Source organism: Halomonas huangheensis (genome assembly GCF_001431725.1).
GTDB classification, from domain to species: Bacteria; Pseudomonadota; Gammaproteobacteria; order Pseudomonadales; family Halomonadaceae; genus Halomonas; species Halomonas huangheensis.
Genome location: NZ_CP013106.1, coordinates 1,053,582 through 1,075,122 on the forward strand (window position 1 = coordinate 1,053,582; position 21,541 = coordinate 1,075,122).

Sequence of the window (21,541 nt, forward strand, 5' to 3'; positions counted from 1 at the left end):
AGGATCGCGAATTACGGCCGACCAACCCTATGATGATGCGATTACCTGAAGCGGGAGAATGGTTATGAAGCGACGTAGTTTTCTAGGCCTGATTGGTCTGGGCGGTCTTGCCGCTGCGGTGCCGGGACTGGTTCAGGCGCGTCCCGAGCTGACTCTGGAACGTTCCTCTGATATCCAGCCGCTGGAGTTGAGCAAGGACGAGTGGCGCGAACGCTTGACCTCGGAGCAGTTTGCCGTGCTGCGCGAAGAGGATACCGAGCCCGCTGGCTCCAGCCCGCTGGACAAGGAGTATGGTCAGGGGGAATACCACTGCGCGGGCTGCGACCTGTTGCTGTTCACCAGCGCCATGAAATATGACTCCGGCACTGGCTGGCCGAGCTTCTTCGATCACGTACCGGGCCACCTGCTGACCAAGGTGGATTATTTCCTGGTCTTCCCGCGTACTGAATATCACTGTGCGCGTTGTGGTGGGCACCAGGGGCATGTGTTCGAGGATGGTCCGGATCCCACCGGGCTGCGCTGGTGCAATAATGGCCTGGCGCTGAAGTTTGTTGCGGCCTGAGGTCCTTCCACGTGCAACTCATCGCAGGCCCGCTGCCTTGATGTCATGAGAAGGTGTTCGAGGTGAGTTGCCGTGAACCATTCAATCTGCCGCTATGAGCCTGAGAGCGCTGCTCACACGCGACTGGCTTGATGCGCGTCGCTGTTGCCATCGACAGTGCCCGCTGAGGTGCGCTTTGTGATACCTTGAGCGCCACTTGTATATAGATGTCGTAATGCCAGGGTATTCATGGACGCAAACGCCAAGATCATTGCTCGCCTGGCCGATGAGTTGTCGGTCAAGAGTTCACAAGTCGCCGCTACAGTGGAATTGCTGGATGGCGGCGCGACAGTGCCTTTCATCGCCCGTTACCGCAAGGAAGCCACCGGCGCCCTGGACGATACCCAGCTGCGCACGCTCGAGGAACGCCTCGGCTATCTGCGTGAGTTGGAAGAGCGTCGTACCGCTGTGCTTGCGGCAATCGACGAGCAGGGCAAGTTGACCGAGGAGCTGGCTGCAAGCATTCGCATTGCGGATACCAAACAGCGCCTCGAGGATCTCTATCTTCCCTATCGCAAGAAGCGTCGTACCAAGGCGCAGATTGCCCGTGAAGCCGGACTCGAGCCGCTGGCCGATGCCCTGTTGGCCGACCCGACCCTCGATCCGGAAAGCGAGGCGCAGGCGTATCTGCGCGAAGCGGACGGTGAGATTCCCGCTATCGAGGATGCCAAGGCCGCACTGGATGGTGCCAAGCAGATCCTGATGGAGCGTTTCGCCGAGGATGCCGAGCTGGTGGGTGGCCTGCGTGAGCGGTTGTGGAACGAGGGTGAGCTATCCAGCCGGGTGATCGGTGGCAAGGAGCAGGAGGGCGCCAAGTTCTCCGACTACTTCGAGCACGACGAACCTTTGGCGAAGGCTCCTTCGCATCGTGCCCTGGCAATGTTCCGTGGCCGCAATGAAGGTGTGTTGGCGCTGAATCTGCGCCTGCCCGGTGAGGACGAGGCACCTCTGCACCCAGCTCAGGTGGCCATTGCTCGTCATGTCGGGGTGACCGATGAAGGGCGCCCTGCGGATCGCTGGCTGGCCGAGGTCGTGCGCTGGACCTGGCGGGTCAAGCTCTATACCCATATCGAGACTGAGTTGATGGGGCGTTTGCGTGAACGTGCCGAAGGCGATGCCATCGATGTCTTTGCTGCCAACCTCAAGGATCTGCTGCTGGCCGCGCCGGCTGGGCCGCGCGCAACTCTCGCCATCGACCCCGGTCTACGCACCGGCTGCAAGGTGGCAGTCGTTGATGCGACTGGTCAGTTCCTGGAGCAGGGCACCATCTTCCCGCATGCTCCACGTAACCAGTGGGATGCCTCGCTGGCAGAGCTGGCCAGGTTGGTCGAGAAGCATGATGTGCAGTTGATTGCCGTGGGCAATGGTACCGCGAGTCGCGAAACCGACAAGCTGGCCGCGGATCTGCTCAAGGCCATGAGTGGTCGTCAGCTGTCCAAGGTAATGGTGTCGGAAGCAGGGGCCTCAGTGTATTCCGCCTCCGAATATGCATCGAAGGAACTGCCTGATCTCGATGTCACCATTCGAGGGGCTGTCTCTATCGCCCGTCGTCTGCAGGACCCACTGGCCGAATTGGTCAAGATCGAGCCCAAGTCGATCGGCGTGGGCCAGTATCAGCATGATGTCTCACAGGTGCAGCTGTCCAGAAGCCTCGAAACGGTAATCGAGGATTGTGTAAACGCCGTGGGCGTGGACCTGAATACGGCATCCTCCGCGCTACTGTCACGTGTTGCCGGGCTCAACTCGACTCTGGCCGAGAATATCGTTGCTCGACGTAATACAGGGGGCGTCTTCCGTGATCGTCGTGATCTACTCGACGTATCTCGCCTCGGCCCCAAGACCTTCGAACAGTGCGCGGGTTTCCTGCGCATCATGAATGGTGATAACCCGCTGGATGCCAGCGCCGTGCACCCGGAGGCTTATCCGCTGGTGCAGCGTATTGCGACACGCAGTGGGCGTGAATTGTCGGCTCTGATCGGTGACAGTGGCACCCTCAAGGCTCTCAAGCCGGCGGACTTCGCCGATGAGCGCTTTGGGGTGCCGACGGTCACCGATATCATCAGCGAGCTGGACAAACCTGGTCGTGACCCGCGTCCCGAGTTCAAGGCCGCCGAGTTCCGTGAGGGCGTCGAAACCCTCAAGGATCTCGAGCCGGGAATGGTACTCGAGGGCAGCGTGACCAACGTGACGCATTTCGGAGCTTTCGTTGATATCGGTGTGCACCAGGATGGTCTGGTGCATATCTCGGCGCTATCCGACCGCTTCATCGAGGATCCACGCTCCGTGGTCAAGGCCGGTGATATCGTCAAGGTCAAGGTGATGAGTGTCGATCTCGACCGCGCACGTATTGCGTTGTCGATGCGACTCGATGATGAACCCGATGAAGTTACCGCTGGCGGACGTGGATCAGAGCGTCAGGCGTCACGTCGCCGTGATGGTGGTCGCGATCAACGCCGTGGGGGAGGCCAGGGTTCACAAGGTCAGCGTTCACAAGGTCAGGGGCGGCGCGAGGAAACTGCCGCACCAATGGGGGCGCTGGGAGCAGCGTTGCTCAAGGCGAAACAGAAGCGTTCTTGAATCCACGGCCAGGAATCCCATAATCTAACGGGCGCTCATGCGCCCGTTTTATCCTTGCCACCCGAAGCAGGCCCTCGAGGCCCTTACCTGACACGGGGTGTTCATCTTGTCGACTAAGTTATCATCACTCCTCGAACGGTTGCGGGGGCCAGCTGCAGCTCGACGCTTCGGCCGTCTCCGTCGCGGTATCGAGAAGGAGGGGCTCAGGGTCAATCAGAATGGCGACATCGCGGCGACTCCACACCCGCTGTCACTCGGTTCCAAGCTGACCCATCCCCACATCACCACGGATTATTCCGAGGCGTTGCTGGAGTACATCACGCCGGTATACAACCGTCCCGATGAGGCGCTCGAATTCCTCGCCGATCTACATCGCTTTACCTACAAGCATCTGGACGGTGAGTGGATCTGGCCGGGGAGCATGCCGTCGCGGCTCAATGGCAATGACAGCGTGCCGATTGCCGACTATGGCAGTTCCAATGTCGGCACCATGAAGTATGTCTATCGCAAGGGGCTGGATGCGCGCTACGGGCGGATCATGCAGTCGATTGCCGGGGTCCATTACAACGTTTCAGTGCCTGATGATCTGTGGCATCTGCTCAAGACGTTGGATGAGTGCGAGGACATGTCGCTCGACGACTATCGCTCGGCGCGCTATTTCGACCTGATCCGCAACTTCCGTCGTCACAGCTGGCTGCTGCTCTACCTGTTCGGTGCATCTCCAGCAGTGGATCAGAGCTTCCTGAGCGATGACCGGATACCGGAAGGGCTTCAGCCCCATGCGCGCCGTACACTGTTGTCGCCACTTGCGACCAGTCTACGGATGTCGGATCTCGGTTATCAGAACAAGGTTCAGGATCAACTGAAGATCTGTTTCAACTCGCTATCGAATTACGTCAATACCCTGCGCAATGCCATCTCCACCAGTTGGCCCGATTACGAGGCGATTGGAGTCCGCGAGGGGAACGATTGGCGCCAGTTGAACGCCAATATCCTGCAGATCGAAAACGAGTACTACAGCGATATTCGGCCAAAGCGTGTTGCGCGTCATGATGAAACTCCCAGCCAGGCGCTGGAAGCACGTGGCGTCGAGTACATCGAGGTGCGTTGTCTCGATATCAACCCGTTTGCACCGTTGGGTCTCGATGCAGTCGAGATACGCTTTGTCGATACCTTCCTGATGTGGTGCCTGCTCTCGGAAAGCCCGTGGATCAGTGATCAGGAGTGTGATCACCTCGACGATAACCGCCGTCTGGTGGTGGAGCAGGGTCGCAAGGTCGGCCTGGAGCTGGTGGATCGTGGCGGGCGACGCAGCCTCAGTGACTGGGGCCAGGATATCTTCGCGCAGTTGCGCGAGGTCGCAGTGTTGCTCGACCAGCTCGAGGAAGGTAACCCGCATGCCTCGGCCATCGAGGAGTTGCAGCCACTGCTCAAGGACCCCTCACTGACACCTTCGGCACGCCTCATGGCTCGGCTGCAGGAGCGTGATGAGGACTTCAGCGACGCGATGGTGGCGATGGCTCAGGAGCAGGCGAAGAGCCTGGCTGAAACACCGCTCAGCAAGACACGCGAAACAATGCTCGCGCAACTTGTCGAAACTTCTCACAATCAGCAGCGCGAGATCGAGGAGGCCGATAGCTCCAGCTTCCCCGAGTTCCTTGCTGACTACTTTGAGCGGGCCCGTCAGTCGCGAGTACTGAGCCCGATGAGACCCGCCGAAGCACCGAAAGAAACTGGAGAGCGTCGCTGATGAGCGAATGGAACTTGCGTCAATGGAGTCTGCTGGGCTTCGTCTTCTGTGTGTTGATGATGGCGGTGGCATTGGTACTGGAACATGGCTTTGGTCTGGAGCCTTGTCCGCTTTGTGTGTTTCAGCGAGTGGCGGTGATCGTTGCGGGTATCGTGTTCTTCATCGCCATGTTGCATGCGCCGCAATCACGCCTCGGAGGCGTGCTCTATGGCCTGCTGGCAGCATTGCCGGTGCTGGCGGGCATCGGTTTGGCATGGCGCCACCTGTGGCTGCAGTCGTTGCCGGCGGACCAGGTGCCCAGCTGTGGACCTGGGCTTGATTACATGATTGATGTACTACCCATGAAGCAGGTGGTATCAACGGTGCTCTCGGGCTCCGGTGAGTGTGCGGAAGTCGGTGCCAGAGTATTGGGACTGTCATTGCCGGGCTGGACCATGATTGGCTTTGTGGTATTGCTGGCTGTGCCGGTGGCGATGATGATGAGTGGTCGTCAGCGTGGATGTGGCTATCGGTGGAACGGCTGAGCGGTACACAGTTGAACAGGGAGTTACCGTTGATGGATTGACAGGGCCGCCTTCTGGGGAGACTCTGTTGTTCCGCTCAAGCTGTGATGGATGGCAATCGCACCGGAGGCCCTTATGCTCGAAGACTGTAAGTCTGCCCGTGAACGCTGGGGCGGCGTTCATCAATTGATCGACCGTTGGCTTGGTCAACGGCAACAGTTGCTGGAAGTGCTGTCTGCGCTCGATGATTCATGTGATGCCGAGCTCGAGACCATTACCAGGTCGCGAGTGGATACCTTCAGTGAGACGCTGATGGATTACATCAGTGCCGGTCACTTCGAGGTGTATCCTCAACTCCGAGAGGAGGCGAAGGCCTTCGACGATAATGCGGCACTGCATCTCGCGGACCAACTGCTGGAGCGTCTCGAGATGTCCACTGAGTTGGTGTTGTCCTTTGACCAGGATTACGCCACGCCGGTGCGTTGTCAGCATTATCTGACACGTCTTCCCGCCTGGTTGGATCGTCTCAAGAAGGGCTTGCGAGAGCGCTTTGAGCTCGAGGATCAGTTGATCCAGCGTCTGCATGAGGCTCATGCGCCGGTCGAAGGTGTCTCCTGACAGTATTTCATGCCACCGGCATCCATGTTTCATGCAGTCATGGCATTTTCTGCTGGGATTGGCGCGGTGAATCCGCGCCTGGCTGTGAGCGGTGACAGGCAGTGGTTGTGCTCGGTCAATTGAGTTTTGAGCATTACAGGCATAAGATTTGGCGCGTCCCGAACGTAGCCTGATGAGGGTCAGGTGCCTCGGCTGGCCTGTCTCCCTGACATTTCCGTCATCCTGAACCTCCGGGCCTCCCTCACGGCGACAATCCTAAGGAGCCATGATGAAAGATCCCGTACGTATTGCCATCACCGGTGCTGCCGGTCAGATCAGTTACTCCCTCGCTTTCCGCATCGCTGCTGGTGACATGCTGGGCCCGGACCAGCCGGTGATCCTGCAGCTGCTGGAGATCACTCCGGCAATGGAAGCCCTGAACGGTGTGGTGATGGAGCTGAACGACTGCGCCTTCCCGCTGGTTCAGGACATCGTCGCCACGGATGATCCCAATGTTGCCTTCAAGGATGCCGATTTCGCTCTGCTGGTAGGTGCGCGTCCGCGCGGCCCCGGTATGGAGCGCAAGGATCTGCTCGAGGCCAATGCCGCCATCTTCTCGGTGCAGGGCAAGGCCATCAACGACAATGCCAGCCGTGACATTCGCGTACTGGTGGTCGGTAACCCGGCCAATACCAATGCGTTGATTGCTTCCTGCAACGCACCGGACCTGAATCCGGGTCAGTTCACCGCGATGATGCGTCTGGATCACAACCGCGCCAAGAGCCAACTGGCCCAGAAGACCGGCAAGCATGTGACAGATGTCGATAACATGGTGGTGTGGGGCAACCACAGTGCCACTCAGTATCCGGATCTGTCTCACTGCACCGTCGACGGCAAGGCTGCCTTCGACCTGGTTGAGCGTGACTGGTACGAAAACGACTTCATCCCGACGGTACAGCAGCGTGGTGCCGCAATCATCAAGGCGCGTGGCGCCTCTTCCGCGGCTTCTGCGGCTTCTGCGGCCATCGATCACATGCGTGATTGGGCGCTGGGCAGCAAGGGCATCGTCAGCATGGGCATTCCCTCCGACGGTAGCTATGGCGTCGAGCCGGGCATCATGTACTCCTACCCGGTCAAGTGCCAGGGCGGCAAGTACGAGATCGTGCAGGGCCTCGAGGTTGACGAATTCAGCCGTGGTCGTATGCAGGCCACCGAGCAGGAACTGCGCGAAGAGCGTGCAGCCGTTGAGCATCTGCTTGGCTGATGCGTAGTGGCACCTGTTGGAACGGTACTTGATAGAGCGGTACTTGTTGGAACAGTTCTCGATGGATAGTACCGATCGCGCTGGAGTGCCATGGCTCTGGCAGCGATGAACAAAGGCCCCGTCACTGAATCAGTGACGGGGCCTTTCGTTTACCGAGACCAGAGTAGCTGAGGGGGTCAGTCGCGCAGCGAGATGATCTTCCAGCCGTTGGCTGCTGCCGTGTCACGCAAGGTGGCGTCGGGATCTACGGCTACCGGATGGTCGACCAGTTCCAGCAGTGGCAAGTCATTGTGCGAATCGCTGTAGAACCAGGCACCGTCGAGATTGTCATCACGCTCCTCCAGCCACTGCTGCAGGCGGGTAACCTTGCCTTGCTGGAAACTCGGCACGCCAGTGATGCGTCCGGTATAGCGGCCATTGTCGATTTCCGGCTCGACGGCGATCAGCTCATCGATGCCCAGACGGTTGGCAATTGGTGCAGTGATGAAACGATTGGTCGCGGTAATGATCAATAGGGTGTCGCCGCGGCTGCGGTGGCGAGCGATCAGTTCTTCGGCTCTCGGCAGGATGTTGGGCTCGATCTTGCTGGCCATGAATTGCTGGTGCCAGGCTGTCAGTTGCTCCATGGAGTTCTCGGCCAGTGGCTTGAGTGCGACTTCCAGAAAGGCATTCATGTCCAACTGCCCGGCATCATAATCCCGCTTGAAGCGGTCATTGGCCTCACGGTAAGCCACGGGATCCACGGCGCCCTGTTCGAGCAGGAACTCGCCCCAGGCATGGTCGCTATCGATGGAAAGCAAGGTATTGTCGAGATCGAAGATTGCCAGACTCACTGCTGGGGTGTCCTCTGCGTTGGGGAAGCAGCGCATTGAATGCCCTGAAAGGCGTCCACGCTGCGTTTCCGTGGCTGATTACCCCGGGGAGATCTGGGTCTCCTGTAGCGATGGGGTGAGCGCATAAAAGCGGCGATTATGGCAGAAGGCTGGCAGGGGTTCGAGAAGTTGTATTGATGCGCTTCAAGCCATTGTGGAAGAATGAAGCCAATATCGACTTCATAAGGTGAAGCCCGTGATCGACGTAGACGGCTTTCGCCCTAACGTTGGCATCATCATCGTCAACGACCATGGGCAACTGCTTTGGGCGCGTCGGGTAGGGCAGAATGCGTGGCAATTTCCCCAGGGAGGCATCAAGTCGAACGAGACGCCCCAGCAGGCATTGTTCAGAGAGCTGCACGAAGAAATCGGTCTGACGGCTGATGACGTGGAAGTTCTGGCCTGCACCAGAGGATGGCTACGCTATCGCTTGCCGCGACGCATGGTACGGACACACTCCCGCCCGGTGTGTATTGGCCAGAAACAGAAGTGGTTTCTGCTGCGGATTCGTTGTCAGGAAACACGCATCTGTGTAGATGGAACACCCAAGCCTGAATTCGACGGCTGGCGCTGGGTGAGTTACTGGTATCCGTTGGGACAGGTGGTGCCGTTCAAACGAGAGGTGTATCGGCGCGCATTGCGTGAGCTTCTTCCCCCTGCCCAAACTCTGGCGCTGGAGCACAGTTCTTTAGGGGACAGTCCTTCTGAGCATGGTTCTTCAGGACGTGGTCCTTCAGAGCACGGTCCTTCAGAGCACGGTCCTTCAGAGCAGTGTCAGCCCGAGCGCTGGGGGTATACCGGACGGCGAGGTTCAAGAACAACAGGGTGAGGATGGCGTTGTTCCTGCCTCTCCAACAACAGGATTTTCAGTATGCTCGACGTCCTTCGACGAATTATTCAGGAGGTCAACAGTGCGCGTAGCCTCGAGGCTGCACTGTCGACCATGGTGCGACGTATCCGCAAGGCGATGCGTACCGACGTTTGTTCCTTCTATCTGTTTGATGTCGAGCAGAATGTGCTGGTGTTGATGGAGACCATTGGCCTACGTACTCAGGCCGTTGGCCGGGTCGCATTGCCAGTGGGCGAAGGACTGGTCGGCACCGTGGCTCGTCGCGAGGAGCCGCTCAATCTCGAGGATGCCCAGGCACACCCCAGCTTCCGCTATTTCGAGGCTACCGGCGAGGAACGCTATTCCAGCTTCCTTGGGGTACCCATTATCCACCAGCGGCGCATGCTGGGGGTGTTGGTTGTTCAGCAGTCTGAGCGGCGTCGTTATGACGAGGCCGATGAAGCCTTCCTCGTGACCATGGCCGCGCAGTTGGCGGGAGTGCTGGCACATGCCATCGCTACCGGCAGTCTTGGGCGTCCTTCGCTGCCCGGCGGTCAGGCAACCTTCATTGGGGTGGCGGCTTCTCCGGGTATGGCGATAGGGGAAGCGGTAGTGTTATCGCCCCTCGCTGATCTGGACAGTGTCCCGGACCTGGTGCCGACCGATGTCGAGTTCGAGATTTCCCGCCTGCAGCATGCGATTGGCCGAGTCAGAGAGGAGATCCGCGCCGCGAGTGAGCGCCTGGCCAACCGTATTTCCGCTCAGGAACTGGCGCTGTTCGAGGTCTACCAGCAGATGCTGAGTGAGGCAGCGTTGTCTCACGAGGTCGAGAAGCGCATTCGCGAGGGCCAATGGGCGCCCGGAGCGCTGGCGGATGTCGTTCGCCGCCATGTGCAGTATCTCGAGCGTGTCGACGATGACTATCTCAAGGAGCGTGCCGCCGATGTGCGCGATCTTGGCCGCCGTGTGCTCGCTCACCTGCAGGAAGAGTCGCCGCGTACCCCGGACGAATATCCGCCCGATACCATCCTGATCGGTGATGAGATCAGCGTTGCTCTGCTGGGGGAAGTTCCGCGTGATCGACTCGCTGGCTTGATCTCCCTGCGTGGTTCGAGCAACTCCCATGTCGCAATTATCGCTCGTGCCATGGGAATTCCACTGGTTTCCGGGATGGTCGACCTTCCCATGCCGCGCCTCGGTGGCGCTCGACTGGTGCTGGATGGTCACCGTGGACGTGTGTTCGTGCGTCCCACGCCGGAAATGGTCAGCCACTACCAGAATCTGATTGACGAGGAGCAGGCGCTGGTCAAACTGCTCGAGAACGAACAGTACCTGCCCAGCATCACTCCGGATGGCCACGATATGACCTTGATGGTCAATACCGGCCTGGCGGTAGACACGGTGGCGTCACTCAAGCCGCGCATCGGTGGTGTCGGCCTGTATCGCACCGAAGTGCCCTTCATGATCACCGAGCGATTCCCGGGGGAGCAGGAGCAGACACGGCTTTATCGTGAGCAACTGACCAGCTTTGCGCCGTTGCCGGTGGTAATGCGTACCCTGGATATCGGTGGCGACAAGGATCTACCGTATTTCCCCATCGAAGAGGCCAACCCCTTTCTCGGCTGGCGCGGCATTCGCGTAACGCTTGATCATCCCGAAGTGCTGATGGTGCAGTTGCGCGCCATGCTCAAGGCCTCGCAAGGGCTCGACAATCTGCAGATCCTGTTGCCGATGATCACCAACGTCAATGAGGTCGATGATGCGCTGAAGTTGATCGAGCGCGCCATCGTCGAATTGGGTGAAGAGGGGGTTGATGTAGAGCGCCCTCTGGTTGGCGTGATGTTGGAAGTGCCGGCGACGCTTTATCAGCTCGGGGCACTGGCCAGGCGTGTTGATTTCTTCTCGGTCGGCAGCAACGACTTGACCCAATATCTGTTGGCGGTGGATCGCAATAATCCACGTGTCGCCGACCTCTACGATTCCTGTCATCCGGCAGTGCTATCGGCACTGCATCGTCTTGCGGAAGAGTCGAAGCAGCTTGGCGTTCCGGCCTCTGTCTGCGGAGAGTTGGCAGGGGACCCTGCTGGTGCCTTGCTGTTGATGGGGATGGGGTTCGATACGCTGTCGATGAATGGCCCCAGCCTGCCGCGAGTACGCGCGGCGATTCGTCGCGTCCCGCATCAAGCTGCCATGCAACTGGTTGAGGAAACCCTGGTGCTGGAATCTCCCGCTGAAGTGCGTGCTCATCTGACCGCGCGGATGCAGAAGTGGCAGTTGGCGCACCTGATGCCGCCAAGTGATTAGAAGGCGGAAGCAGGAAGAAAGAGCGAGCGAAGAGGGGAAGAGCGAAGAACTGGTGTTGGGGTGCCGCGAAAACAGCCGCCCTGGTTCATGGCGAGGTATCAGGAGGGGCGAGGGACAGGTTCGAGCGAAGCGTGCTCGATGCCGGCAATCTGCAGTCGTGTCTCTCCCAGAGCTTGTCCCCGGACGCCGAAGCGTTGCTCGATGATATGGAAGGAAGGTATGGCGCCTGAGGTGCTCAAGGCCAGCCGTGTTGTCGAGCGAGTGCCGTAGTCGTCCCCGACGATGAAAGCCGAGGACAGGAAGCGCTCCAGCTCCAGACCAACCCCGGTATCGGGAAGTTTCTCGTCCGGAGCCTGGCCAGGATCGCTGAAGTTGGTCAGGCTGGCCGGAAGCAGCAGTGATGCGGCATCGCCGTTGTTCACATCATGACGCAGTGCCTCGCGCACCTTGCATAGTTTTGGCCAGTGGCTGTTGAGCGATGCATTGGATAGCCCGTGGGTGCCCGGCGACACCGTGGCGAGCTGCATGCCCCGACGATTGCGGCCTAGATGCCAGAGTTGCTGGGCATTGCCGACCAGCAGGTTGAATCCTCCGAAGGCAAGTCCTGCCCCCGCCACCTGCTGTTGCAGCCAGGCGTGAAGATCATCGACCAGCAGGGCATCGCGCACCAGTTGGCCGCGGCTGGGAGGATTCGGTGAAATGATGATTTCTGGGTCGCGTACATTGGTCAGTGCAGCGAAGCGCCCACTCTGATGTACTGCCAGCCAGCTGCCTCCGGCCTGGAGATCGCGGCCGCCACTGATCTCGGGGTGATCGGTCCAGGTGGCCAATGGTGCGGTGGCGCGCGAGTACTGCTCGTCACGATTGCCGACGAGGACCAGTGGGGTAGGAGTGCCGGGGGCGAAATGAAAGGCGATGAGACACATGTCTGTAGACTATCGGGAAGCCAGGCTGTGCGAAAGCCTTTCATGTAGTGTTGGGCACGCGTTGAGAACGCAGTAGGTGTCATGCCTGTTCGCTCAATGACAAGAGGTTGTCCGGCAACGTACACTCTTTGCACTTCCGTGCGACAGGAATCGACATGGCGGGTGATACACGCAAGGATCGCATCTGGTACCGGCTGGTCATGCCTATCCTGTGGCCAGTCACCATCGCACAACTGGTGTTGCTGTTGTTGGGGTTGGTGCTGGGTGGCAGTCTGCATTGGCTGATGCCCGAGGCTACGAGTTGGGGAGCAACGTTATGGTTGATGATAGGGCTGGTGGCTGGCACCACGCTCAATCTATTGATCTTTCTGATGCTGCTCCGCCACCGTGTTGACCGCCTGCAACGCCGCCTGGACAGTACGCTGGATGATATCGAGGAGCAGGTCGGACAACGCTTTGATCTGCTGGGTATGCAGCGGCCCGCTCGGGATGAAGCCTCGCTGACGACTAGAGTGGTCAGCGCCGTCGAGGCTGTCAGCCAGCTACTTCACCTTTACGATCATCATCGCCCTCACGGCGCAGACTCTCTCGCGGTGCGCAGTAATCAGGATGCCCCGTATGACGAGAGTCGATTGCGTGACGAAATTCAGCGTCTTTCCACAGCGTTGGGGCGGGCGCGCGACGAGTCACGGCTGAAGTCGAGCTATCTGGCCCATATTGCCAGCTCGCTGGCGCCGGTCATCGAGTTGGTGGAACGTCGAGAGCTTCTCGAACAGATCAAGGATGGCGAAGAGCTGCGTCGGCGTCTGTCGGATGTCCGTCTGTTGCTCGAGAACCTTGATGATGGTGAGGCCGAAGACAGTGATGATGTGCCGCGGTCGGCCCGGCGCATCCTGATTGTCGATGATGGGCCGGTTAACCTGATGTTGGCCCGTCAGGTACTTGAGCGCGAAGGCTATGGCGTCATTACCGCGACCAGCGGCACTGAAGCCATCGAGCTGCTGGATACCCAGGTCGTTGACCTGATTCTCATGGATATCGTGCTGCCCGATATAGACGGTGTAGAAGCCTGTCGGCGGTTACGGGCTCTCGAGGCCGCATCCCCTCAGCGGAAGCGTTCCGTGGTCATTGCCTTGACCGCCAATGCCAGCCAACAGGATCAGGAGCGCTTTTTACAGGCTGGGATGGATGGCTTTCTGGCCAAACCATATCGCCCTCAGACCCTACTCGAGGCAGTTGATGCCTGGTTGCCGGTTGATGCCTCCCTTTCTGGAGATTCCCGCTGATGCTGGTGTCGGTATTGGCCTATCTGTTTCTGGGGGCACTGGCAGGCACCATGGCAGGTCTCTACGGGGTAGGGGGTGGCCTGATCATTGTCCCCAGCCTGATGGCGGTGTTCGCAGTGTTGAATGTCTCTCCAGACGTCGCCATGCACCTTGCGGTAGGCACTTCGCTGGCGACTATTGCGGTAACAGGAACATCTTCTGCCCTGGGACACCTGCGCCGCGGCAGCGTGCGGCGTGACTGGCTGATGGCGCTGTTGCCGGGGCTGGTCGTCGGCGCGGTGCTGGGGGTATTTGTCGCCGGTAGCCTATCCGGTGGCAAGTTGGGCACGCTATTCGGTATCTTCCTGTTGCTGGTTGCGGCGCGCCTGGTATTTGGGCGCTCACCGGCGGCAGGCAGTGCTTCTCCCGGTAACAGCAGGATGATAGTCGCCGGGGGAGTGATCGGCAGTGTCTCGGCACTGTTCGGTATTGGCGGAGGCACGCTGAGTGTGCCCTGGCTGATTCGCTGTGGTGCGACCATGACTCAGGCTGTGGGTACATCAGCGGCCTGTGGACTGCCGATTGCACTGGTCGGTGCCGCGACCTTCGTGATTACCGGGTGGGGTGATACAAGCTTACCTGAAGGGGCTCTGGGCTATGTGATGGTGCCAGCTTTTGTCGGCATCGCTGTGACCAGCGTACCCTGCGCACGTCTGGGAGTGCGGCTGGCGCATCGCCTGCCGGCACCTGTGCTCAAACTGTCATTTGCGCTGCTGTTGGTCGTTGTTGGACTGGGATTTCTACTGCCTTGATGAACCCTTGTCGGTGCCCGGGGTCCCAACCATTCTGATCTATTGAATCAATTGTCTTGCTGGGAAGCTGCTTACCTATGCTGAGTTATCCGGATATTGACCCTGTTGCCATTGCAATCGGGCCCCTCAAGGTACATTGGTATGGCCTGATGTATGTGATTGGCTTTGTCGCGGCATGGTGGTTGGGCTGTCGTCGCGCCTCACGCATCGGCCTGACTCGTGATGATGTCAGCGACCTGCTTTTCTACTCTGCGGTTGGGGTGGTGGCAGGGGGCCGTCTGGGCTATGCCTTGTTCTACGGTCTGGAGCAGTGGCTAGGTGATCCGCTGTGGATCTTCAAGGTCTGGGATGGCGGCATGAGCTTCCATGGCGGATTGATCGGCGTGCTGATTGCCGCATTGCTGTTCGCGCGTCGCAAGGGACTGGCCTTCTTTACCTTGACTGACTTTGTTGCGCCGCTGGTGCCTATCGGCCTGGGCGCGGGGCGTATCGGTAACTTCATCAATCATGAGTTGCCCGGTCGTGTCACTGATCTGCCGTGGGGAATGCCGTTTCCAGGCTATGGCCCCGAGGCGCGCCACCCCTCGTCACTCTACGAAGCGCTGCTTGAGGGCGTGGTGCTGTTCATCATCCTGTGGTGGGTGTCGTCGCAACCGCGTCGTAGAGGATTGGTCTCTGGTATGTTCCTGATCTGCTATGGCCTGTTCCGCTTCTCGGTGGAGTTTGTGCGCCAGCCTGATCCGCAACTCGGCTTCATCGCTCTTGGGTGGGTGACCATGGGTATGCTGCTTAGCCTGCCGATGATCCTGTGCGGTATTCTGTTGACGATGTGGTCGCGTCGACAGCCGGTCGATGGCAAGCAGACTTCCTGAGCTACCCGCCGGCCGCGCTGATCTCCAGCGTTGCATACCTGCCTCCGGAGATAGAGACGGGAATGGCAACTGGAGTGACGAATACACCGCTGTCGCCTGGCCGACAGCGGTGATTTTCATTAGACTATTTGCTTGAAACCCCGGCCATTTCCCGTCTGCCCGAAATCGAGAAGCTGATGTCCTTGACTGACCCTGGTCTACCCGCCAACGAGCAGCCTGCTCTCGAACAGCACGCTCTTGAACAGCCCTATTTGAACTTGATGCGTGAAGTGCTGGAAAACGGCGTTGAGCGCTCGGACCGTACAGGGGTGGGGACCCGCTCGCTGTTCGGCCACCAGATGCGCTTCGACCTTTCCCGTGGCTTTCCGCTGGTGACCACCAAGAAACTGCACCTGCGCTCGATCATTCACGAGTTGCTGTGGTTCCTGCAGGGCGACACCAATATTGCCTATCTGAAGGAAAACGGTGTACGCATCTGGGATGAGTGGGCCGATGAGAATGGCGATCTGGGGCCGGTGTATGGTTACCAATGGCGCAGCTGGCCTGATCCGCGTGGTGGGCATGTCGACCAGATTGCCGGATTGCTTGAACAACTGATCAACAACCCGTATTCACGGCGTTTGATCGTCTCGGCCTGGAACCCTGCTCTGGTCGATGAGATGGCCTTGCCACCCTGTCATTGTCTATTCCAGTTCCACGTTGCCGACGGCCGACTGTCCTGTCAGCTTTATCAGCGCAGCGCGGACATTTTCCTTGGTGTGCCCTTCAACATTGCCAGTTACGCCCTGTTGACCCGGATGATCGCGCAAGTGGTGGGACTAAAGCCGGGTGACTTCGTGCATACCCTGGGCGATGCCCACCTCTATCTGAACCATCTTGATCAGGCCCGCGAGCAACTGACACGTGAACCGCGGCCCGCGCCGCGGCTGGAACTGGATGCATCGGTCTCGGATCTGTTCGATTTCCGCTTCGAGCATATTGCCATTCAGGACTATGATCCGCATCCGCATATCAAGGCAGAGGTGGCGGTATGAGTGAACAGTCATCCATCCAGATGCTCGATACGCTGATTCCCGTAGCGATGATCGCAGCGATGTCGAGTAACCGAGTGATCGGTGTCGATAACCAACTCCCCTGGTATTTGCCGGAAGACCTGAAGTTCTTCAAGCGCACGACTCAGGCCAAGCCATTGGTAATGGGACGCAAGACTTTCGAGTCGATTGGTCGCCCCTTGCCCAACCGGCTCAATATCGTGGTAACGCGCGATACCACCTTCCAGCACGACGGCGTGCGTGTCTGCCATGACCTGGTCAGCGCCATTGAACTGGCCGATCAGCATGCAACGATCGATGCCGCTGATGAGATCATTGTCATGGGGGGCGCGCAGATCTACGCACAGGCATTGCCGATTTCGCAGCGCCTCTATCTCACCGAGGTCGATATCGAGATCGAGGGTGACGCACATTTCCCGGAATTCGACCTCAGCCAGTGGCAGGAAATCGACAGTACCGCTGGGGCTCCAGCGGAAGGGCAGCCGAGTTACCGCTTTGTCCGCTATGAACGTCGCTGCTGAGAGACAATTGCGACATTGGCAGGGCTGGCACAGACTGTCTGGATAATCGAACAACAAGTACTGGCAGTTGGCCCAGAACGATCTTTCGGCCAGCACTGGTATTCTCGTACAGTCTTCTTTCGGACAGGGCGTCAAGCCTGGAGGGATACGACGTGATCAATACGCACGCAGAGCATCCGTTGAATGCGCTCGAGCAACGCCTGGCGACGCTGGTGGACGGACTGCGTGAAGGACTCCTTCGCGAACAGCGCCTGACCTCAGAACTGGATGCAGTATCTCAGCAGCGCGAGTCGCTGCAACAGCAACTGGTCGAGCTCGAGGAGCAGCTTGCTGCGGCCACGCGAGATCGCGACCAGCTACAGCAAGACAGTAATGAGCAACAGCAGAGCCATGCGATGGCTCAGCAGCAGTGTGAAACGCTTCAGAAGAGCTGCAATGAGCTTGAGCAGCGATACTCCGAGCTTGATCAACGTTGGCAGCAGGCACAGTCGCGGCTCGCCGAAGCGGATAATCAGCAGACCAGGCTTGCCGAGTTGCAGTCTCTGCTGTCCGAGCAGCAGCTGCAGGTGACTGAACAGCAGGCGCAGGCCGCCGAGCAGGACAAGGTGCGGCAGATACGTATTGCGGAATTGGAAGTCGCGCTGGAGCAGGTTCGTGTTGAACGGCAGCAGCTTGCTGATCAGAACAACGAGCTGGCTGAGGAAAACCGCGAACTGGATGAGCAGAACCGTGAGCTCGAAGCACACAACGCGCGTTTGCGCGAGCGTGTTGAGCATCCAGAGGATGCCTCCAATGCCATGCCGATGTTCGCGCGCTCTGCTCGACGTGCCCAGGGGTTGTCGGCCTTGATTCACCATCGTCCTCGCCATGCCGCTCCTGAAACAGAGAGACCAGAGCAGGCGGAGAACGGAGATAAAGGTGAAGGTGGCGCGGCTGAGCCAGCACAGGTTGACCAGGAGGCGGCTGACGCGCAGCAAGCTGATCAGCAGCAAACTGATCAGCAGCAGGGTGAACACAAGCAAGTGCAAGCACAGGATGGTGTTGGTCAACGGAGAGAGGCCGATAGCGGCACGTCTGTGGTGGCCAGTTCAGCACCTCCCCCAGTAGAGCATGATCGCCCGGAGTCGACACAGGGTGATCTGCCCATCGACAAGGCACCATCTCCTCAGGCGCTGTTGACTGAGTGGTACCAGCGTTACGACCAGACCTTCTTCAAGGGACATACTCGGCCGCTCAAGGTCGGAATCCATGAGGACCTGTTGGCACTCGAGCCCTGGCCTGAAAAGCTCGTGCGTCGTGCACTGGCCTGCTATGTCAACCTGCCTCGTTACCTCAAGTCGGTGCGCGAGGGTGCCGACCGTATTGACCTGAAAGGTGACATTGACGGACAGGTGGATACTCAGGCAGCTGAGCATGCGAAACGCAAGCTGGATCGCCTGCAGGCCGAACGTCAACAGCAGGGGCGCAGCAATAGCGCACCGAAGGGTGTGGATCGTCATGGTGCTGGGCGTAAAAGCGCCGAAAAGGAACACGGTGGGAAGACGGATGCGATGACTGCCCCGTCGTCATCCACCGTGTCTGCTGCGGAGAAAAAGCCGCAAAAGCCCATGGTGAAATCCTCCCGACAGTCGGCGTCCTCCAGCTCATCGGAAGTCAGAGATCAGCAGGCGGAATCTCGCCCTGAAGAAAATCGTGAAGTACGCCTTCAACGCAAGCTTGATGCCTTGATGGCCCGCCATAATGCCCGCGATTGATTGGCGCGTTGGTAAGTTCACTTTATGTTGTGTTGAGCATTGACTTGAAAGCGTCACATGGGCGGGGCATGATGTATCCGCTCTGCCATGTGCCCGGTGCTGAACGCTAAAGTGTCTGTTTATTAACGAACATTGTTCATTTTCTCGGGCCTCCGATTTTTCTCGGTGGTGGAGTATTCGTAGGGATCGCTGTCCAATTCCGGGACTGCATGAAGGAAAACAGTGTTTTTTTCTTGTTGCGCTTCCGAGAATCCCGTTATATGGTTGCCCTTGCGAGCATTGGACTATAACAAGGCCACGCCGATGTCGAGCTCGCTGCCTTGACCTCTTGAAAGGGAGGCGTAAGGTCAGAATCGAGCCGACAATAGATCGGCAAAGCCAAAGCTGCCATGAGCAGCAAACGATCGAAACAGCAAGCTAGTCAAAAGGAACTCAGCAATGAAAAAGACACTGTTGGCGACTGCCATCGCTGGTGCTGCTGCCTTCGCCGCTACAGGCGCCCAGGCTGCTACCGTCTACAACCAGGACGGCACCAAGCTGGACATCTACGGTAACGTGCAGCTGGCCTACTCTTCCGTCAAGGAAGAAGACGGCAATGGTAACGTTGAAGCCCGCGATCAGATCGAGGACAACGGTTCTACCATCGGCTTCGCTGCTGAGCACGAGATCTACAACGGTCTGGTCGGCTACATGAAGCTCGAGCAGGACGGTTACTCTGCTGACGAGATGAAGATCTCTGGTCGTGGTTCCGGTGATACTGCCTATATCGGTCTGCGCGGCAACTTCGGTGACGCGAAAGTCGGTTCCTACGACTCGCTGCTGGACGACTGGATCCAGGATCCGGTCTCCAACAACGAGTACTTCGACCTGAGCGACTCCAACACCTACAAGGGTGCGCCGGGCGATGACGATGTCGTCGTTGGTGATCCGGAAGGTGACAAGGTTACCTACACTTCACCGGTCTGGGGCGGCTTCCAGTTCGCTCTGGGTACCCAGTACAAGGGTGATGCTGAAGACGAGAACCTGCAGGACTCCGGTAATGCGTCCTTCTTCGGTGGTATGAAGTACACCATCGGTGGCTTCTCTGTTGCGGGTGTCTATGACAACCTGGGCATCTATGACATCGATTCCGGTAATGCGGTCTACGTCGCCGATGATGGCACCGTGTACGATGCCGAAGGCGATCTGGGCGACCAGTACGGTGTGACCTTCCAGTACCAGTGGGACACGCTGCGCGTTGCATTCAAGTATGAGCGCTTCGAGTCTGACAACGACATCATCAAGGACTCCGACTACTACGCGCTGGGCGCACGCTATGGCTACGGCAATGGCATGGGTGACGTCTACGGTGCCTACCAGTATGTCGATTACGGCGGTGAAGGTGCACTCAGCCGTGCCAGCGACATCGTTGACGACATCCAGGGTGATGACGTTGATGATCGTGATGACACGCGCAACGAAATCGTTGCCGGTGTGACCTACAACATCTCCGACGCAATGTACACCTATGTGGAAGGTGCATGGCGCGATCGCAACAGCGACATCGGTGATGGCTACGCTGTGGGTCTGACCTACCAGTTCTAAGCTTCGGCGACGAACAGGTTTGACCGTATAGGGTCATCAAAGCTATAAACGAAAGCCGATCCTTGTGGATCGGCTTTTTTCATATCCACGGAAGCATGTGAGGACCCATGAAAGACACCACCTTTCCTGTGGCACTGTTGGCTATTGGTGTAGTTCTGTTCAGCACGAATATTCAAGCTGATACCAGTAGTGCAACGCAGCAACGTTTCCGTGAAGAGGGCCATCAGCTGGATTTGACGGGTTTCTTCACGTCTGACAACGATGCCCGTAGCCGCACCTTTCGCTTCGGCTCCGCGAATGCTCACGACTTCACCGTGGACACGGCAGGCACTTACCGTTTTGGAAGCTCCGTTACGGCCGGATATGACGAGAACTACTCCATTGAGGCGGTCTTGCTTGATGATCGTGGCAATGTGATTGCGCGCGATAAAGGTTACGGCCTTGAAGGTGGATTGGAACTGGATCAGCAACTTGAGCCCGGCGACTATGTGCTTCAGGTCAAGGCCATGCGCTTCGGTAGCAGTGGTCGTGCCGGTGATGGATACTCTGTTTCCGTGGCGGGTCTCGATGCCCAGGGCAATCCGCTCAGTGACAGCGTTGATGATGGTGTAGGCCTGCACTTCACTGGAGAGGATCGCGAGGGTAACCAGAGTGTCTTCGTCAGCGGAGATGTTGAAACTGTTACTCTTGGTGCCGGGAATTCAGGTGCTGCCGCAGCAGCATCTACCGCTGGTACCGCAAACTCTGCAGCTGCATCATCAGCAGGTGCGGTGGCTGGCTCAAGCTCGACCGCAGCATCAACAGCAGGCACGGCAGCGGCCGGAGCGGCAGCTGTAGGGGCAACTGCAGCGGTAAGCAACGCAAGCGAAGCTGCTTCCGGGGCTGATTCTTCAGCATCCGCCAGCAGTGGTGATCCTGAAGTGCAGGTGATCAAGACCGACGTGAAGATCCGCGCTCGGGGTGAAGCGCTATCCTTCAATGTTGCTCAGCAGGGACGTGTGCATATCACGACCTCGACCTATCCGGCCGGAGATGAGGATAGCTATCGTCTTTCGCTGAAAGTGCTGGATGAGTCCGGTTCTGTTGTGGCCGAAGGTGCGGGCGAAGGGTTCAACGGTAACGTCGACTTGACGACTGATCTGGCGCCCGGCAGCTACCGCATCGACGTAGCGGGGCAGAAGTTTGGTTCTTCACACGATGGACCCAACAACTATGAACTGAAAGTTGAACTGGAAGACTGATCCAGTCAGATTTTCTGATGCAATGTTGACGGGTCCCTTTTGGGGCCCGTTTTCTTTTATAGGGCGAATGACTCTCATCAAGCGTCGATCCATAGAGAGAGCGTGAGCGTCTGGTGACGAGATGACTCTGGCGGCAGCGTTGAAGACTACGCCGATAGTCTCCTGGGATATCGGTACTCCCGAGTAGAAGTTTTTGCCTGAATACGGTAATGGGTTA

The 21,541-nt window shown here is 58.5% G+C and carries 17 protein-coding genes and 1 pseudogene; 16 read left to right on the forward strand and 2 right to left on the reverse strand.

Features of this window, described 5'->3' with window-relative positions; all coding sequences use genetic code 11:
- Positions 1–64 precede the first annotated feature (64 nt).
- The 6 genes from msrB to AR456_RS04850 all read left to right on the forward strand — a co-directional run bounded on the left by msrB (position 65) and on the right by AR456_RS04850 (position 7,292).
- A complete protein-coding gene (gene msrB / locus AR456_RS04825; RefSeq protein WP_021820225.1) occupies positions 65–562 on the forward strand; it encodes a peptide-methionine (R)-S-oxide reductase MsrB in 498 nt (165 codons plus the stop codon).
- 228 nt (positions 563–790) lie between these two features.
- On the forward strand, positions 791–3,178 hold the full coding sequence (locus AR456_RS04830; RefSeq protein WP_021820226.1) for a Tex family protein: 2,388 nt from the start codon (positions 791–793) through the stop codon (positions 3,176–3,178).
- A gap of 106 nt (positions 3,179–3,284) precedes the next feature.
- Positions 3,285–4,928: a glutamate--cysteine ligase gene (gshA, locus tag AR456_RS04835; protein WP_031208524.1), complete on the forward strand. Its 1,644-nt coding sequence runs from the start codon at positions 3,285–3,287 to the stop codon at positions 4,926–4,928.
- The gene (locus AR456_RS04840) at positions 4,928–5,452 is read left to right on the forward strand and encodes a disulfide bond formation protein B (protein ID WP_021820228.1); all 525 of its coding nucleotides are present in this window, start codon (positions 4,928–4,930) and stop codon (positions 5,450–5,452) included. The genes gshA and AR456_RS04840 overlap by 1 nt, the downstream gene beginning before the upstream one ends.
- Before the next feature lie 114 nt (positions 5,453–5,566).
- Complete coding sequence (gene rsd, locus AR456_RS04845; RefSeq protein WP_021820229.1) at positions 5,567–6,049, forward strand: sigma D regulator; 483 nt, start codon at positions 5,567–5,569, stop codon at positions 6,047–6,049.
- A gap of 268 nt (positions 6,050–6,317) precedes the next feature.
- Complete coding sequence (locus AR456_RS04850) at positions 6,318–7,292, forward strand: malate dehydrogenase (RefSeq protein WP_021820230.1); 975 nt, start codon at positions 6,318–6,320, stop codon at positions 7,290–7,292.
- Between the two features lie 176 nt (positions 7,293–7,468).
- Here the strand turns inward: AR456_RS04850 and AR456_RS04855 are convergent, their stop codons facing one another.
- Positions 7,469–8,125, reverse strand: a complete 657-nt coding sequence (locus tag AR456_RS04855; RefSeq protein ID WP_021820231.1) for a histidinol-phosphatase — start codon at positions 8,123–8,125, stop codon at positions 7,469–7,471.
- Between the two features lie 235 nt (positions 8,126–8,360).
- Here AR456_RS04855 and AR456_RS20835 point away from each other — a divergent pair.
- Together AR456_RS20835 and ptsP are read left to right on the forward strand one after the other, a co-directional pair.
- A pseudogene (locus AR456_RS20835) lies at positions 8,361–8,837 on the forward strand (RNA pyrophosphohydrolase); the annotation flags it as partial.
- A 198-nt stretch (positions 8,838–9,035) separates the two neighbouring features.
- Positions 9,036–11,297 (forward strand): phosphoenolpyruvate--protein phosphotransferase, encoded by a 2,262-nt coding sequence (ptsP, locus tag AR456_RS04865; RefSeq protein WP_021820234.1) that lies wholly within the window; start codon positions 9,036–9,038, stop codon positions 11,295–11,297.
- A gap of 98 nt (positions 11,298–11,395) precedes the next feature.
- Here ptsP and AR456_RS04870 read toward each other — a convergent pair whose 3' ends face one another.
- On the reverse strand, positions 11,396–12,223 hold the full coding sequence (locus tag AR456_RS04870; RefSeq protein ID WP_021820235.1) for an NRDE family protein: 828 nt from the start codon (positions 12,221–12,223) through the stop codon (positions 11,396–11,398).
- Positions 12,224–12,378: 155 nt separating this feature from the next.
- Here AR456_RS04870 and AR456_RS04875 point away from each other — a divergent pair, with 155 nt between their 5' ends.
- The 8 genes from AR456_RS04875 to AR456_RS04910 all read left to right on the forward strand — a co-directional run bounded on the left by AR456_RS04875 (position 12,379) and on the right by AR456_RS04910 (position 21,324).
- A complete protein-coding gene (locus AR456_RS04875; RefSeq protein WP_021820236.1) occupies positions 12,379–13,509 on the forward strand; it encodes a response regulator in 1,131 nt (376 codons plus the stop codon).
- Positions 13,509–14,300 carry a sulfite exporter TauE/SafE family protein gene (locus AR456_RS04880; protein ID WP_021820237.1) on the forward strand — a complete coding sequence of 264 codons (792 nt, stop codon included), beginning with the start codon at positions 13,509–13,511 and terminating at the stop codon, positions 14,298–14,300. The genes AR456_RS04875 and AR456_RS04880 overlap by 1 nt, the downstream gene beginning before the upstream one ends.
- Before the next feature lie 77 nt (positions 14,301–14,377).
- Positions 14,378–15,172 (forward strand): prolipoprotein diacylglyceryl transferase, encoded by a 795-nt coding sequence (lgt, locus tag AR456_RS04885; RefSeq protein WP_021820238.1) that lies wholly within the window; start codon positions 14,378–14,380, stop codon positions 15,170–15,172.
- Between the two features lie 176 nt (positions 15,173–15,348).
- Positions 15,349–16,206: a thymidylate synthase gene (locus tag AR456_RS04890; RefSeq protein ID WP_021820239.1), complete on the forward strand. Its 858-nt coding sequence runs from the start codon at positions 15,349–15,351 to the stop codon at positions 16,204–16,206.
- The gene (locus AR456_RS04895) at positions 16,203–16,745 is read left to right on the forward strand and encodes a dihydrofolate reductase (protein ID WP_021820240.1); all 543 of its coding nucleotides are present in this window, start codon (positions 16,203–16,205) and stop codon (positions 16,743–16,745) included. Before AR456_RS04890 ends, AR456_RS04895 begins: the two co-directional genes overlap by 4 nt.
- A gap of 152 nt (positions 16,746–16,897) precedes the next feature.
- A complete protein-coding gene (locus tag AR456_RS21560; RefSeq protein WP_021820241.1) occupies positions 16,898–18,499 on the forward strand; it encodes a ProQ/FINO family protein in 1,602 nt (533 codons plus the stop codon).
- A gap of 438 nt (positions 18,500–18,937) precedes the next feature.
- Positions 18,938–20,083: a porin gene (locus AR456_RS04905; protein WP_021820242.1), complete on the forward strand. Its 1,146-nt coding sequence runs from the start codon at positions 18,938–18,940 to the stop codon at positions 20,081–20,083.
- A gap of 107 nt (positions 20,084–20,190) precedes the next feature.
- On the forward strand, positions 20,191–21,324 hold the full coding sequence (locus AR456_RS04910; RefSeq protein WP_021820243.1) for a hypothetical protein: 1,134 nt from the start codon (positions 20,191–20,193) through the stop codon (positions 21,322–21,324).
- Positions 21,325–21,541: the final 217 nt, after the last annotated feature.